The organism is Bacillus sp. FSL K6-1218, assembly GCF_038006445.1.
In the GTDB taxonomy this organism is placed as follows: Bacteria; Bacillota; Bacilli; order Bacillales; family Bacillaceae_G; genus Bacillus_A; species Bacillus_A thuringiensis_S.
In genome coordinates this window covers 3,362,356-3,376,773 of record NZ_JBBOVE010000001.1, presented here as the reverse complement: position 1 = coordinate 3,376,773, position 14,418 = coordinate 3,362,356, and the positions used below count along the sequence as shown (strand labels likewise).

Genomic DNA, 14,418 nt, shown 5'->3' with positions numbered 1-14,418 from the left:
GAGAGTAGCTTAATGAAAACGTTAGTATGTTTTGGAGATAGTATTACAGCTGATGATGTATTTTTTGATGGGATACCTAGATTAACGCCAAGGTTACAAGTAATGTTTCCAGATTGGAAAGTAGTGAATGCAGGTGTTCCAGGTGATAATACGTTCGATGCGTTAAATAGGATTGAAGAAGATGTAATATTATATAAACCAGATTTCGTAACAGTTTTTCTTGGTACGAATGATGCGGTCTCTTTTTCACAAACGTCACTACAGGAATACAAAGAAAACTTAGAGCAGATTGTGAAACAGATTTCATCAAATAAAGTACTACTGATTAGCCCTGCACCAGTTGATGAAGAGAGGCAGCACAATAGAACAAATGAAGTGCTCTGTCAGTATGCAGACGTGGTAGAGGAAGTGGCGAAAGAAACAGGAAGCTATTTTCTAAATTTGTATGCTGAAATGATTCAAGAACTGAATTATAAAGGGTTTGTAGAAAATGATGAAAAAGATGGATTACACTTTGGGCCAGAAGGCTATGAGTATGTAGCGAAGTTAATTGGTGAAAAGTTAAAAGGGATTTTATAAAAAAGCAAAGCGATATCGCTTTGCTTTTCATTTTTTTTAGTAGCTCAATCTAGAAATGCTTGCTGCAATGCTTTCAGTCCATCGCTGTAAATACCATGAAACAGATTTATTACCTCTTCATCACTAACCTCAACAGGAGTGAAAGTACCTGACCACTCTACTAACGATGTGTTACTTTCAGTACCTTCTTTAACCTGGATTGTAGATAAATAATTAGTGACTGGGAACGGTGCATTCATGATTGAATACGTGTAGTAGCGTTCTTTATCATTGAATACTTCTAAGCGTTCTATAATTGTATCGCCATCTGGATTAGCTAGATGACGTACACGACCGCCTTCAGTTAATTTACTGCTAGGTATATAAGGTAACCAGTCTGGAAGGGAGTTGAAACCTCCGATTAATTGCCATACTTGTTCAGGTGAAGCAAAAATTTCCATAGATGTAGTAGTATGTGCCATATTCATTACGCTCCTTTTCATCCCGGTATTTACGGGTAAATAATTAGTGGGGGATGCTCCCACTGATTAAATTTTCATTATTATTTTACGTTGATTGGTAGTGGTGCATTAGGTGCTACTAGTTTTTGTTCGCGCATTTCTTCCCAGAATGCTGCTGGAATTACTGTATTTAAGGCATTTTGGTCTTCTACAATTCGTTCCGGTTTACTTGCCCCAGGAACAACAGCAGCAACTGCTGGATTAGCTAGTGAAAATTGTAGTGCAGCAGCTTTGATGCTGATATCGTGACGATCTGCAAGAGCTTTGATTTTCTCAACTTTTGCAATAATTTCTGGCGATGCTTTTTGATATTCGAAGTGAGCGCCTCCAGCAAGAATACCTGAGCTATATGGGCCACCAACAACAATATCCATATTATGCTTTACAGCTGCAGGCATTACTCGTTGCAATGCACGTTCGTGGTCTAATAATGAATAGCGACCAGCTAATAAGGATATATTTGGTTTTGCTTCTTCTAGATCAAGCATAAGTTCAATTGATTCTACTTTGTTTACTCCAAGCCCCCAGCCCTTAATAACTCCTTCTTCACGTAAACGTGTAAGCGCACGGAATGCTCCTGTTCGAGCTGTTTCAAATTGTGAAACCCACTCATCACCATAAAAGTCTTGTGCTAAATCATGAATGAAAACAAAGTCTAGACGATCTGTTTTTAAACGTTTCAAACTCTGCTCGATAGAACGAAGTGTTGCATCTGCGCTATAGTCATTGATCATTTTATTTTTGCGACCAAATTCGAAAAGTCCGCCTTTTTCACCTAAATCACGTGCAGTTGGATCCTCTAGTTCATCCGAAATAGTTCGACCTACTTTCGTACTTAAAAAGTAATCATCACGATTTCTTTTTGACAGTGCTTCACCAAGACGGATTTCCGCTAATCCAGATCCATAAAGTGGAGCTGTATCAAAGTAACGAACGCCATTCTCCCAAGCAGCATCCACTGTAGCGATTGCTTCTTCCTCTGGGATATTACGGTACATATTCCCTAGTGGTGCTGTACCAAACCCGATTTTTTCTTTTAGTAATTTACTCATTATAGATATCCTCCTAAAATGTATTTGGAAATTATTTACTCATTATGAATGGATGTGAAAATTAAAACATGTCATTTCATCATCTGACAAAATGTATGATAAAAATACTCACTTTAAAGTACAGGTACTAACAGGTAATTTTTAATACTGCATGACTCACTCAACTCTTACAAATGCTATTATGAAATGTATTTTACATAATGAAAAGTACGTACTTTAAAGTGATATAGATACTAAAAAGTAACACAGGTACTTTTTAGTACCGTACTACTCATCTACTGTTTACGTATGCTATTATGAAACATGTTTAACACAATAAAAAGTACGTACTTTAAGGTGCTATAGATACTTAAAAGTAATATTTAAATATTTTAGCTTATTTGTCTTATAAAATTATTAAAGGAGATTTTTATATGAAAACATACAATATTCCTGTAGAGGCGACTTTAGAGGTTATCGGTGGAAAGTGGAAAGTAGTTATCCTTTGTCATTTAAAGAAAGACAAAAAGAGAACGTGCGAGTTAAAACAATTAATGCTTGATATTACACAAATATAGTAAAGAAGTAGGGATGAAAATCGAAATGGTTTCTATCCCTACTTTTTCATTTTATATATAAATTAAGAACTAAAACTATATACTTTTAAAAAGTAAACTATATAATAAATGTAGAAACGAAAATTTATGAGCAAGGAAGTTGAAAAACATGACATTAACAATGGGCTTTATTGGATTTGGAAAATCAGCTAACCGTTATCACCTACCTTATCTGAAGACACGTAAAAATATAAAAGTAAAAACGATTTTTGTGCGTCAAATAAATGAAGAATTAGCGGCTCCATATGAGGAAAAAGGTGTTTACTTCACTACTGATTTGGACGAATTGTTGAATGACAAAGAAATTCAAGTAGTGACGATTTGTACGCCAGCACATACGCATTATGAATTAGCAAAAAAAGTTATACTAGCCGGAAAATCAGTTATCGTTGAAAAACCATTTTGCGATACAGTAGAACATGCGAAAGAATTATTAGCTTTAGGACGAGAGAAAGGTGTAGTCGTTATGCCTTATCAAAACCGTCGTTTTGATGGTGATTTTTTAGCTGTAAAGCAAGTAGTTGAACAAGGATTCCTTGGTGATATTATTGAGATTGAATCACATATTGATTATTTCCGTCCTGGTTCAATCACTCATGAAGCCCCAAAAGAAGAAGGTTCATTTTACAGTTTAGGTATTCATACGATGGACCGCATGATTTCACTATTCGGCCGTCCAAATACAGTGACATACGATATTCGTAATAATGAAGTGGAAGGTGCGGTTGATAACTATTTCGATGTTGGTCTACATTATGGAAATCAGTTGAAGATTAAGCTGAAAACGAACCATGTCGTAGCAAAAGATTATCCACGCTTTATCGTTCATGGAACAAATGGCTCATTTATTAAATACGGTGAAGATCAGCAGGAAAATGATTTGAAAGCGGGTATTATGCCTGAGAGTGCAGGATTTGGTGAAGATTCGCCGATGTATTATGGAATTGCTAAGTATCGTAATGCAAATGGTGACTGGATTAAAAAACAAATTAAAACGCCGCTTGGTGATTACGGTCGTTTCTATGATGCCGCGTATGACACAATTGTAAATGGTGCACCAAAACTTGTGAAAGACGAAGAAGCGGTAACGAATATTGAAATCTTGGAAAATGGATTTGCTGCCCCATCACCTTCAGTTTACAAACTTGAGGCTTTACATTTGAATGAATAGAAGAGGGGATAGAGTATAAAGGAGGTATGGAAATGGCAAGCGGATCAACACAAGTAAAATACCTCGGCATTTATCAAAAGATTAAACAGCAAATTTTAGACGGTGAATATAAAATCAACAAAAAAATTCCGAGTAGCCCCGTCCTTGCTGAAGAATTCGATGTTTCAGCACTTACTATTAAAAAGGCGCTGGATCTATTAGTTAGAGACGGCTATATCATCCGCCGGCGCGGAAGTGGAACAGTAGTGCAAGATTGGCGTCAGCAGGAAAAGGCACGAATGATTCAAACTTTAACAGGTACGAAAGCTGTTTACGGCAGTGAGGTAAAAAGTGAAATTATCGAGTTTGCGATTGTTGGTGCTGATGAAGTAGTTGCTGAGAAATTGGGAGTTTCAATCGGTGATTTCGTCTATAAAATCATTCGCCTTCGCATCATTCACAGCATTCCGACGATTATGGAGCATACATGGATGCCAATTTCGGTTATCCCAGGTGTTGAGGCTTCTGTTTTAGAGGAGTCGATATACTCACATATTCAAAAAAAACTGGGCCTTGAAGTAGGGACATCTGTTGTCAGGGTTAAAGGAATTCGCCCAGATGATAGGGAAAAGCAGTTTATGAACTTAACAAATCAGGATTTCCTAATGCGAGTTGAACAAGTAGCTTACTTAACGGATGGACGAACTTTTGAATATTCTTATGCAGATCATCTACCGGAAACCTTTGAATTTGAAACAGTTATTACGGCAAAAAATTATAAAGAGACATAAAAAACGGTTGAGGCAAGTATTGTCTCAACCGTTTTTTTTATCTTGGATAGAATTTACACATATAGTAGGAGCAGTTATTATTCATCGGCTGTAATCAGCATGGATGTGTTCCCGGTTTTTTCAAGATGAACTTCTCCCCAGGAACAGAGGGAATCGAGTATAGCTCCTAAAGACGAACCGTAATCCGTTAAAGAGTACTCTACTTTCGGTGGTACTTGGTCATATATTTTCCTTTGGATTACACCATCTTCTTCTAGTTCCCGTAATTGTTGCGTTAACATTTTTTGCGTAATACCAGGCATTAATCGTTTTAATTCACTCGTTCTTTTTGTCCCTTTTTTTAAATGACAAAGGATAACAACTTTCCACTTTCCGCCAATAACTTCTAAAGTCGCCTCTACAGGAATATTGTATGTTTTCATAAAAAAACTCCTTTGATGAATTTAGATTATAGTTTTGAGCTTAAATACGTTGTAATACTAAAATTATTTCTTTTTAGTGCCTATAACACTTTAAAGTACGTACTTTTTATTATGTTAAATATATTCCATAATAGCACTTGTAAGCAAGAAATGAATAGAATGTACTTTAAAGTATATTTGGAATTGGTTAGCCGTAAAAATGCGGGGATATTTACACAAAAGAAACCGATTTATACGTTAATAGAATGAATCCAAGACTTAACATTTGATTTATAGAACTGTAAAGTTTAAAATTACAGTAAGATTTTTAGAAGTGAGTTGTCATCGTCTGTAAAATGTAGTTTCAACAATGTTATAGAAGAAGCATTTTGAAAAGAAATGAATAGTAGAGATAAACGAAACATTGCAGAATAACTAACATTACGTGAATTTGATTCTAAACTGTAATTTTTTTTAATACATTTCAATAACCGATATGTAAAATGTACGTTTGATAAAAAACATTAAAGGAGTGAGTTAAATATGGTAATTCTATATACAACAGCAAGCTGTAGTTCATGCCGAAAAGCGAAAGCATGGCTTGAAGAGCATCAAATTGATTATATTGAAAAAAACATCGTATCAAATTCTATGACAGTTGATGAGCTTAAATCAATTCTTCGTTTAACTGAAGAGGGGGCTACTGAAATTATTTCAACTAGATCCAAAACTTTTCAGGACTTAAATATAAATATTGAGGAGCTTTCGCTTAATGAATTTTATAAATTAATAATCGAGCATCCGCTAATGTTGCGTCGCCCAATTATGCTGGATGAGAAAAGATTACAGATTGGTTTTAATGATGAAGAAATTCGCAAGTTTTTACCACGTAGCGTTCGAACATTTTTGAACATTGAACTGCAAAAATTGGCCAATTAATAAGTAATATTTTTTAGAAAAAGTTTTTTGAAAGGAGGAAGCAGAAGATGATTGAAGTATGTGTTACAGTTAATTATAATGATAGAAATTATCAAACAAATGTTATTGTGAGTAAAGATACGATTTGGACAAAAATTAAACAACTGGCAGAAGAACAAGTGAAGAAACAGTGGAGTGTTTAATTTTATTTTCAACTTAAAAAGCTAAATGAAGTTATCGGATATAGGTGAGACCGGATAGAATATAAAAGAATTAATTTTTTATGGCAAGAAGTATTCTATATGTTTTAACGTTCTAACCTATCTGTAATATTTATGGCTACAGTATGTTAATATATGAAAAACAATATTTTTAATCGTAGGAGGAAAACCATGAACAGCGACTTTACCTTGGCCATACACAGTTTAACTTATTTAGCTTTACAGCCAGACAGGATGTCAACAAGTAATGCTATTTCAGAAAGTGCGGGGGTTCACCCAGTACGTATTCGCAAAGTGCTAAGTTTGTTAAAAAAGCATAAGTTTATACAATCAAAAGAGGGAACTGGTGGAGGTTTTATTTTCGCTCGCGATTTAGATGAAGTTAATCTTTGGCATATTTATCAGATAACCTCTGAAGGTGCTTTGCAGCCGAAGTGTCCGGAATCAAACAATCAGTGTGTTGTAGGTTCGAACATGCGAAAAGTTCTTTTCGCTATTTTCTTAGGTGCTGAAGAACATCTAGGTGAATACTTAAAGAATTATACAATGAAAGAAGTTGTTGACCTTATCAATCATGAGCGTTAAGCGGCTTAATTATTATATAGCTGTGAGTTTTTAACACTTAAATGTAACGGAAAACATTACAGTTAAGTTTATTTTTTTATATGTTGTTTATCGTGATTAAAAATAATTTGTAGGAAGGTGAAAGAGTATGATGTCAAAGTATAATCCTGTTTTAAAAGTAGGAGATTGGGTTCGAGGGATATCGGTAGAGGGTGAATTAATACTTGGTTATATTGAATCATTTGATAATGCAGGGGAAGTAGTTAAGGTTAATGTTGTGAAATGTGACAACAGAGATACAATAAATAAAACAATGTCCTTTTTAAGTAAACACGTAAAAAAACTCCCTGAATCAAAGGCAATAAATAAGGAGCAAATTCTTTATCTTATAGACCTCGCATTATTAACAGGAGACGAAGAATGGTTTATCGGGCTTTCTTCAAAATTAAACTCGATAAACGAGCTAGTTAATGGGGGAGTTTAATTTTTTAGCTTATGCTCTAATCAATAATATCCTCTCTTTTGTTGCATCTTAATAAAAGAGAGGATTGATGTTATGAAAATAAGATTAACAATGGTTAGCATCATATGTCTGTTTAGTTTTTTATTACCCTGCATTTCTGCTCAAGCAATTGTAAAAAAGGAACATGATATAAACAGAAATTTTGGCATAGATTTAACCGGTTATGAACTTTATTCGTTTGGCGACTTTAACCAATTAGATTATAAGATAACGCCACTTACTCAGTTGTTTTTAGGGATAGTGCAAACAGAAGGTGAGTGGATTAATGAACCACGATTATATATTAAGGGAAATAAAGGTTATTTTCATCTTTTGAAAGCGGACGGTACGAATGTTCTTTATACCGTTGAAAAGAGCGGGGATTTTTGGAGAATTATAGATGTAAAAAGAAAGAAAATAAACAGAATACCTGTACCAAAAAAGTTTTTAAAAGAAGTGGTAATTGATCTCTTATTGGAGCCGATAAGCAAAGAGGTTGAAAACTATTATAAGGAACCAAAACTTTGGTATCGAGGTTCTGAAAAAATACTTGAAATAAAAAAAGATACAACAAACTATATTTTTTATGTAACTGTTCAAATTCAAACTTTTGAGGATGCACACAATCCGCCTTATGGAGAGGACACAATTACTTTTCGCATAAAAGGAAATGATCTAAAAACGATTCATTACAAACATAGAGATATTCCTGAAGAAGAGTCGAACAAACTACAATTAAGATAACATTGAAGTGATTTGTTTGTGCATCCTTGATAATGAAAATTATGTAAATGAGCTGTCCATATTGGGCAGCTTTTTTGTTTTTTGTTCAATGTAGTTTTTTTAAGTGTATATGAATTCAATATTAATAATATATATCCTAAAATTTGGTTTTTGTATTTTGGGAATCTTTTCTTTTTACCTACATTAATTATTTATTAGAATATCTTTTATGTTTAAAATGAAATTTTTTGATAAAAGGGGATATAAGTATCTCCATCATGAGTTACCTAGAAAAACAATGTATTATTGTATTTTTTTACTAACTAATTCAGCTTTAAGCGATAAAAACAATGGCTACATGCTAACTGTAAAATATTATCCATATAAAATTATTCCGCTTTAATATTTCTGAAAATATAAAAATATTAATTTTATAAATATACACGTTATAATGAGGGCGTCGAGAGAAATTTTATTATCTCTGGAGAAAATATAAAAAATGCGATTCTTAGTAAGAAAGGTGTGTGATTAGAGGCGAAATGTATGTAAAGTGCTTCAGTGGCTTGTGTAAGCAATATCATCAGTGCTGCCGAAGTTATTAAAGTAATGTATAGAATTGAGAAAGAAATGCCTCGCAAATTAAGAGAGGCCGGTTTAGCTAAAATTACTGTTAAAAGTAAAAAAGAGAAACCATTAAAGTAATACACTGTTATTAGAAATGTTGCAACGTATTTATGAAGTCTATTCTATATTGTTCTCTTAAGGGGTCTTTATATAAAGAGCGGATATTACGAGTAAACTTTTTTGTGAACGCTAACAATTATATTAGGACGCTAACTAGCGAATGTTTCAATTTGGTTTCATTATGATGAAGGACATATAATGTGGGGCAACTTGTAAGGAATTCATTTTCCGAAAGGGAATATTTGTTAGCAGCAAAGAGAGATGCAGAAATAGATACAAGGGGGAGTTATTATATGAACGGGAATACTGCAAAGAAAATAGAAGTTCAAGCTGAAAATACCGCACTAAAAAATGAGCAATATGCAGATCCGAAAAAGTGGCATAAGCAGGATACTACATGGGCACTGAGTCTATTTGGAACTGCAATTGGAGCAGGGGTGCTCTTTTTACCGATTAATGCAGGTTCAGGTGGTTTATTATCTTTACTACTAATTACATTACTTGCATATCCAGTTATGTACTACTCACATAGGGCGCTTGCTAAAATGATATACGCTTCTAATTCTGCTGATGAGGGGATCACAGGTACAATTAGAGAGTATTTCGGAAATAAAGCGAGTATCATTTTTAACATCGTATATTTCGGTTCAATTTATACAATCGTATTAATGTATTCGGTTGCGCTTACAAATACTGCAAGTAGTTTTATCGTGCATCAATTGCACATGCCAGAGCCTCCAAGGGCTATTTTATCACTTGTATTAGTTCTTGGTCTTATCGCTATACTGAATTTTGGTCAAGATATCACTGTAAAGATCATGAGTATGCTAGTGTATCCTTTCATAGCTTCTCTACTGTTTATCGCAATATCTTTAATTCCACAGTGGAATACGTCAATGCTTAGCTTTTCAGCTGTTTCTACTGCTTCAACAGGAACAGGATATTTGGGAACGATACTGTTGATTCTACCAATCATCGTATTCTCATTTAATCATTCACCTATGATTTCATCATTTGTTGTGAAACAGAGAGCTACGTATGGAATCGAAGCCACTGATGCTAAATGTGCGCAAATACAAAAGGTTTGTTATATCATGACATTCGTTGTAGTTATGTTCTTCGTTTGGAGTAGTGCACTGAGCTTAACTCCAGAGGATTTAAAAATGGCAAAAGAGCAAAACTTATCAATTCTTTCATACCTTGCGAATGAACTTAATTCACCTGTAATCACGATTGCAGCTCCAATTATTGCTTTTGTGGCTATTACAAAGTCTTTCCTTGGCCATTATATCGGAGCATTTGAAGTAATGCGTGACATGATTATTAAGTTCGGTAAATCACGTGGAAAAGATATTGAAGAAAAAACAATTAAGACAATCATCCTTACTTTTGTTGTATTATCATGCTGGTTTGTTGCTTATACAAATCCAAGTATTCTTGGACTTATTGATTCTCTAAGCGGTCCTTTAGTTGCTGCTATCTTATGTCTATTACCGATGTATGCAATTCAAAAAGTACCAGTACTAGCTAAATACAAAGGGAAAATGAGTAACGTATTTGTTATTATTGTAGGTGTACTTACTGTTTTAGCAAGTATTAAGTCACTATTCTAATTCACTATTATTGGTATTAGTGTAAAAATAGTTAACACGAAAAACCTTTTGGACAAACTTCTCACATTGGAGAGTTTGTCCTTTTTTATTCAATCTATCAACTTTAATGTTAATTTTTGCGATTAGCGAAAAAAAGCCAACTTTCATATAAGGTGTTTTTTAATATTAATATATTTTAATTATTCGCGTCTAAATGCCTTTTTTGAAGCAATTAGCTCTAAATTAGTACCATCTGGGTGCTATCCTATGCCCATCAAGCTAACAAAATGGATTGCCTCTGAAACAAAACAATGATTTTTATTACTATAAAAAACGTAAAGTATCTGTTTTTAGAAAAAATTTATTTTTATAAATTGATGGAGATATAACTCAATTCTTTTATGTATTTAGTTAAATATAATAAAAGAATGAACTTAAAGTTGCTAGAACAAAATAAAACCAATTGAGCAAAAAAACTTGCAAAAATAAAAAGAGAGATGTATATTAATTGACGGATCAATGATTGATACGTCAATTAATATTTTGACAAGAAAGAAGGGTGGATATTGATGGCGCAGCCATCACCAGACACCTTAAGCAGCTTGAAGCCAAAGGAATCGTATTAAGAAGAAAGAAGTCTGAGGATAACCGTATAACACGTGTTCGGTTATCTGAGCAAGGACGAGAACAAATAGAGTCTTCCAAGGAAAGAAAAGGAACGTTTTATGAAGGGAATGTTCGTGAATATCAGTGGAGAAGAACGCAAAATACTTATTCATGTTCTATTACAGATGCAAAAAAATGTAGAGAATAGAGAGTGTAGGGGGGCGGAATAGTGTGGAAATAATCGCAGCTATTTTAGTCGGGATCGTAGCATTAGAACATTTATTTATTATGATCCTCGAAATGTTTTTTATTGATTCAAAAGTAGCGAAACGTGCTTTCAAATTACCGAAGCATTTAGAAGGAGATCGAAACGTAGCCATTATGTTTGCAAACCAAGGTTTATATAATGGATTTTTAGCCGCTGGTCTCGTTTGGGGACTTGTACTTGGACTCAATCCAATTGGTTATATGGTCCAATTATTTTTCGTGATTTGTGTGGTGGTAGCAGCTATTTTCGGAGGTTTTACATCTAATAAATCAATTATTGTGAAACAAGGACTTCCAGCTGTTTTAGCACTGGTTGCCCTTTTATGTATGATATAGAATCAAAGTTTCTCAATAAAAGAACTCATTTTTGAAAAAAATACGCTATTCTTTCTTTAGAATTATAGGAAAGGATGGCGTTTTTGTATGTCTATTTCTATATGTAGTGAATTATAACTATTCCCTCAAGGGATTCAACCGCTTTTCAGCTTTTGGATATATTTTCATCCATCTTTGTTTCCTCTTATTGTTGGATAGTGTAATAATTGATAAAAATTTTGATGAAATTGGATTATAATGATTGATCAAAAAAGTTAGTGATTAAAAATATTATTCTTTAGTACATACATTTTTAAGATGTTAAATATATTTCATAATAGTCTCTGTAAGATAGGGATAAGTAGAATAGTACTTTTTATAACTTTGAATATCATTCATAATAGCACCAGTAAGAAGAAACCAAGCTTTATGGTACTAGTTACCAAAGATGTTACAGTAGTTTATTTAGAATCAGATTGATTGAAAGGTTGTACTATATGGCCTAATAATTTCGAAAAAATGTCGGTGTGGCATAAAACAATTATGGAGGTTAAAGATATGAGTACTTCAAATTTGAATGAAATAAGTAAACAAATTTTAATAGAGGAGGAAACACTTCAATTTACCTCTTTTACAAATGAAGATGCACTGCAAATAGGTTTATTTATCGTTGAAACAGCAAAGAAAGTGGGAAAATTGATTGCTGTTGATATAACGAAAAACGGTGTGCAATTGTTTCATTTCAAAATGACAGGGACAAATGAGGAAAATACGAAATGGATTGAGCGTAAAAAACGAGTCGTTTCCCTGCATGATCATAGCTCGTATTATATGCAGATACAAAGTGAAATAACTGGAATCTCATATAATGAAAAATATCTTTTAGATACTTCGGAATATGCTGCGTTTGGTGGCTGCTTTCCTATCAGAATAAAAGACGTAGGGGTTATTGGAATGATAACAGTTTCGGGATTACCACCAGAAGAAGATCACGAATTGGTTATAAGAGCAGTTAAAAATCATCTGAAGCAATAATAAAAAGGCCAAAACGAACAAGAATATGTTCGTTTTGGCCTTTTTATTATTCATTTCATGTAATGAACATAGATCTAATCTTTCCCTAATAAATAGACGAGTACTAAAAGATATTAGGGAATGAAAAATCTTTAATTCGAGACACTTTTCTTGACGATGATAATTTATGTAGTTAATATGATAGATATAAAATAACTTAATTACTTTTAATAATTAAGTTATTTTATATAAGTTATAGTAATTAAGTAGTATGTGGTAAAAATGCTTTGAATTGCCACTATTAATATTGGGGACAATGAGAAAGCGACAAATATAAAAAATTTGAAGTTAAGAAGCAAGAGTGAATCAACAATGATAGTAGCTTCTGTACAATGCATTTTTACTATAGTGACAATGACTATACATCACGAGGGGGACTGAACTTGGAATCAATGACCTTTGTTTTATTTGGAGCGACAGGGGACTTAGCGAAACGCAAAATTTACCCCGCGCTATATAACTTATATAGAGATCAAAAGCTTCCAAAGCAAATATCTGTTATCGGGCTTGGAAGACGTGAAGTATCTCGTATAGATTTTCAAAAAAGAATAAAAGAATCAATAGAGACGTTTTCTCGCCAGAGGGAAGAAGGTACTTCAGAACTCGAAGGTTTTTTAGATAATTTTCGCTATTGTCCATTAGATGTGAGTAAGCCGGAAGATTATGAGAGGTTATTACAAGTTGTTCGTGAAAGGGAAGAAGAACTACATATAAAAGGTAATAGAATGTTCTATCTTTCAGTTGCTCCTGAATTTTTCGAGACAATCGCTTTAAATATTAAGGAAAGCGGACTCGATAAAACGGATGGATGGAAACGCCTGATGATTGAGAAACCGTTTGGGCACGACCTTACATCTGCTCGTGAGCTTAATGATAAGCTTAGTCGAACGTTTGAAGAAGACGAGATATACCGTATTGATCATTATTTAGGTAAACCGATGATTCAAAACCTTGAAGCGCTAGAATTTGCAAATCCTGTTCTTCAATCGATTTGGAACAAAGAACATATAGCGAATGTACAAATCACAGCTAGTGAAACGGTTGGGGTTGAAGAAAGGGCCGGATATTATGATCACGCAGGAGCCATTCGTGATATGGTTCAAAATCATATGTTACAAATATTAATGATGACTGCTATGAATCTGCCGGAAAAGGTTAATGCATGTGAAATTCGAGAGGAAAAGCGAAAGGTAATGGAGACGCTTCGTAAAGTGAAAAAAGAAGACGTTCAAAACCATATCGTTCGCGGTCAATACGCTTCAGGAGAAATAAAAGGCGGACAAGTTGTAGCGTATAAAGAGGAGCCAGGAGTAAATCCTTCTTCTAACATAGACACATTTGTTGCTGCTCGCCTGTGGATCGATAATCCATTTTGGACTGGCGTTCCCTTCTATATACGAACAGGCAAACGAATGAAAGAAAAGTCTACTCGTATTGTAATTGAATTTAAAAATACGTTAAAACAGCAATATCAAGATAGTAATCCAAATGCAGCACCTAACTTGTTAATAATTGAAATTAGTCCAGGTGAGAACGTTTCATTACAGTTAAACAGTAAAAATCCATTGAAAAATGGAGAAATTGAACCGATGCGTATTAACTTTACTTGTGAGCAAGCGGATGTGGGAGTACCTGAAGCGTATGAAAGACTCATTCATGATGCTGTGAGTGGAGACGCTACATTCTTTGCACATTGGAGAGAAGTTGAATTGTCATGGGAATGGGTACAACCAATTCTTGAAGCGTTCGAGGAAAACTTATTGCCGCTTCATGAATATGAGTCTGGTTCATATGGTCCAGATGCGTCTAATGAACTGTTGCAAGAAAGTGGATTTAAATGGTGGTTAGATCAAGAGACGGAAAAATAAGTACTTTCTTTAATG

General features: G+C 33.9%; 16 protein-coding genes and 2 pseudogenes. 15 read left to right on the top strand and 3 right to left on the bottom strand.

The window, feature by feature from the left end; all coding sequences use genetic code 11:
* Positions 1-12 precede the first annotated feature (12 nt).
* A complete protein-coding gene (locus MHI26_RS17195; protein ID WP_000855185.1) occupies positions 13-579 on the top strand; it encodes an SGNH/GDSL hydrolase family protein in 567 nt (188 codons plus the stop codon).
* Between the two features lie 44 nt (positions 580-623).
* On the opposite strand, the gene MHI26_RS17190 is transcribed toward MHI26_RS17195, so the two are convergent.
* Together MHI26_RS17190 and MHI26_RS17185 are read right to left on the bottom strand one after the other, a co-directional pair.
* The gene (locus MHI26_RS17190) at positions 624-1,040 is read right to left on the bottom strand and encodes an SRPBCC family protein (protein WP_000951513.1); all 417 of its coding nucleotides are present in this window, start codon (positions 1,038-1,040) and stop codon (positions 624-626) included.
* An 80-nt stretch (positions 1,041-1,120) separates the two neighbouring features.
* Entirely contained in the window at positions 1,121-2,131 is a 1,011-nt protein-coding gene (locus MHI26_RS17185) for an aldo/keto reductase (RefSeq protein WP_000040537.1), read from the bottom strand.
* 413 nt (positions 2,132-2,544) lie between these two features.
* Between MHI26_RS17185 and MHI26_RS31610 the strand changes: the two are divergent.
* From MHI26_RS31610 to MHI26_RS17170, 3 genes and pseudogenes are all read left to right on the top strand, one after another.
* A pseudogene (locus MHI26_RS31610) lies at positions 2,545-2,682 on the top strand (winged helix-turn-helix transcriptional regulator); the annotation flags it as partial.
* 154 nt (positions 2,683-2,836) lie between these two features.
* Positions 2,837-3,898: an oxidoreductase gene (locus MHI26_RS17175; protein WP_000176596.1), complete on the top strand. Its 1,062-nt coding sequence runs from the start codon at positions 2,837-2,839 to the stop codon at positions 3,896-3,898.
* Between the two features lie 32 nt (positions 3,899-3,930).
* A complete protein-coding gene (locus MHI26_RS17170; RefSeq protein WP_061666667.1) occupies positions 3,931-4,668 on the top strand; it encodes a GntR family transcriptional regulator in 738 nt (245 codons plus the stop codon).
* Positions 4,669-4,745: 77 nt separating this feature from the next.
* Here MHI26_RS17170 and MHI26_RS17165 read toward each other — a convergent pair whose 3' ends face one another.
* Positions 4,746-5,090: a winged helix-turn-helix transcriptional regulator gene (locus tag MHI26_RS17165; protein WP_000860826.1), complete on the bottom strand. Its 345-nt coding sequence runs from the start codon at positions 5,088-5,090 to the stop codon at positions 4,746-4,748.
* Positions 5,091-5,612: 522 nt separating this feature from the next.
* Here MHI26_RS17165 and spxA point away from each other — a divergent pair.
* The 11 genes and pseudogenes from spxA to zwf all read left to right on the top strand — a co-directional run bounded on the left by spxA (position 5,613) and on the right by zwf (position 14,403).
* Positions 5,613-6,008 (top strand): transcriptional regulator SpxA, encoded by a 396-nt coding sequence (spxA, locus tag MHI26_RS17160; RefSeq protein WP_000236193.1) that lies wholly within the window; start codon positions 5,613-5,615, stop codon positions 6,006-6,008.
* Positions 6,009-6,055: 47 nt separating this feature from the next.
* A complete protein-coding gene (locus MHI26_RS17155; RefSeq protein WP_000573532.1) occupies positions 6,056-6,190 on the top strand; it encodes a BA3454 family stress response protein in 135 nt (44 codons plus the stop codon).
* 189 nt (positions 6,191-6,379) lie between these two features.
* Complete coding sequence (gene saiR / locus MHI26_RS17150) at positions 6,380-6,793, top strand: Rrf2-family transcriptional regulator SaiR (protein ID WP_001083468.1); 414 nt, start codon at positions 6,380-6,382, stop codon at positions 6,791-6,793.
* A 130-nt stretch (positions 6,794-6,923) separates the two neighbouring features.
* Positions 6,924-7,256 carry an IDEAL domain-containing protein gene (locus tag MHI26_RS17145; RefSeq protein ID WP_330548205.1) on the top strand — a complete coding sequence of 111 codons (333 nt, stop codon included), beginning with the start codon at positions 6,924-6,926 and terminating at the stop codon, positions 7,254-7,256.
* A 72-nt stretch (positions 7,257-7,328) separates the two neighbouring features.
* Positions 7,329-8,018 carry a DUF3888 domain-containing protein gene (locus MHI26_RS17140; protein WP_061666666.1) on the top strand — a complete coding sequence of 230 codons (690 nt, stop codon included), beginning with the start codon at positions 7,329-7,331 and terminating at the stop codon, positions 8,016-8,018.
* A gap of 537 nt (positions 8,019-8,555) precedes the next feature.
* Positions 8,556-8,699: a hypothetical protein gene (locus MHI26_RS17135; protein WP_000752516.1), complete on the top strand. Its 144-nt coding sequence runs from the start codon at positions 8,556-8,558 to the stop codon at positions 8,697-8,699.
* A gap of 275 nt (positions 8,700-8,974) precedes the next feature.
* Positions 8,975-10,294, top strand: a complete 1,320-nt coding sequence (locus MHI26_RS17130; protein WP_001014165.1) for an aromatic amino acid transport family protein — start codon at positions 8,975-8,977, stop codon at positions 10,292-10,294.
* Between the two features lie 538 nt (positions 10,295-10,832).
* Positions 10,833-10,883 (top strand): annotated as a pseudogene (locus MHI26_RS31605) (quinone oxidoreductase); the annotation flags it as partial.
* A 227-nt stretch (positions 10,884-11,110) separates the two neighbouring features.
* Positions 11,111-11,482, top strand: a complete 372-nt coding sequence (locus MHI26_RS17120) for a DUF1304 domain-containing protein (RefSeq protein WP_061666665.1) — start codon at positions 11,111-11,113, stop codon at positions 11,480-11,482.
* A gap of 498 nt (positions 11,483-11,980) precedes the next feature.
* Entirely contained in the window at positions 11,981-12,496 is a 516-nt protein-coding gene (locus MHI26_RS17115) for a heme-degrading domain-containing protein (protein ID WP_061666684.1), read from the top strand.
* Positions 12,497-12,918: 422 nt separating this feature from the next.
* Positions 12,919-14,403: a glucose-6-phosphate dehydrogenase gene (gene zwf, locus MHI26_RS17110; protein ID WP_000445350.1), complete on the top strand. Its 1,485-nt coding sequence runs from the start codon at positions 12,919-12,921 to the stop codon at positions 14,401-14,403.
* Positions 14,404-14,418: the final 15 nt, after the last annotated feature.

Excerpts from the sequence above, each read along its gene's own strand:
- MHI26_RS17195 (WP_000855185.1), top strand. The coding sequence starts at position 13 with ATGAAAACGTTAGTATGTTTTGGAGATAGTATTACAGCTGATGATGTA.
- saiR (WP_001083468.1), top strand. The coding sequence starts at position 6,380 with ATGAACAGCGACTTTACCTTGGCCATACACAGTTTAACTTATTTAGCT.
- MHI26_RS17130 (WP_001014165.1), top strand. The coding sequence starts at position 8,975 with ATGAACGGGAATACTGCAAAGAAAATAGAAGTTCAAGCTGAAAATACC.
- spxA (WP_000236193.1), top strand. The coding sequence starts at position 5,613 with ATGGTAATTCTATATACAACAGCAAGCTGTAGTTCATGCCGAAAAGCG.
- MHI26_RS17140 (WP_061666666.1), top strand. The coding sequence starts at position 7,329 with ATGAAAATAAGATTAACAATGGTTAGCATCATATGTCTGTTTAGTTTT.
- MHI26_RS17155 (WP_000573532.1), top strand. The coding sequence starts at position 6,056 with ATGATTGAAGTATGTGTTACAGTTAATTATAATGATAGAAATTATCAA.
- MHI26_RS17185 (WP_000040537.1), bottom strand. The coding sequence starts at position 2,131 with ATGAGTAAATTACTAAAAGAAAAAATCGGGTTTGGTACAGCACCACTA.
- MHI26_RS17165 (WP_000860826.1), bottom strand. The coding sequence starts at position 5,090 with ATGAAAACATACAATATTCCTGTAGAGGCGACTTTAGAAGTTATTGGC.
- MHI26_RS17190 (WP_000951513.1), bottom strand. The coding sequence starts at position 1,040 with ATGGCACATACTACTACATCTATGGAAATTTTTGCTTCACCTGAACAA.
- MHI26_RS17170 (WP_061666667.1), top strand. The coding sequence starts at position 3,931 with ATGGCAAGCGGATCAACACAAGTAAAATACCTCGGCATTTATCAAAAG.
- MHI26_RS17115 (WP_061666684.1), top strand. The coding sequence starts at position 11,981 with ATGTCGGTGTGGCATAAAACAATTATGGAGGTTAAAGATATGAGTACT.
- MHI26_RS17175 (WP_000176596.1), top strand. The coding sequence starts at position 2,837 with ATGACATTAACAATGGGCTTTATTGGATTTGGAAAATCAGCTAACCGT.
- MHI26_RS17145 (WP_330548205.1), top strand. The coding sequence starts at position 6,924 with ATGTCAAAGTATAATCCTGTTTTAAAAGTAGGAGATTGGGTTCGAGGG.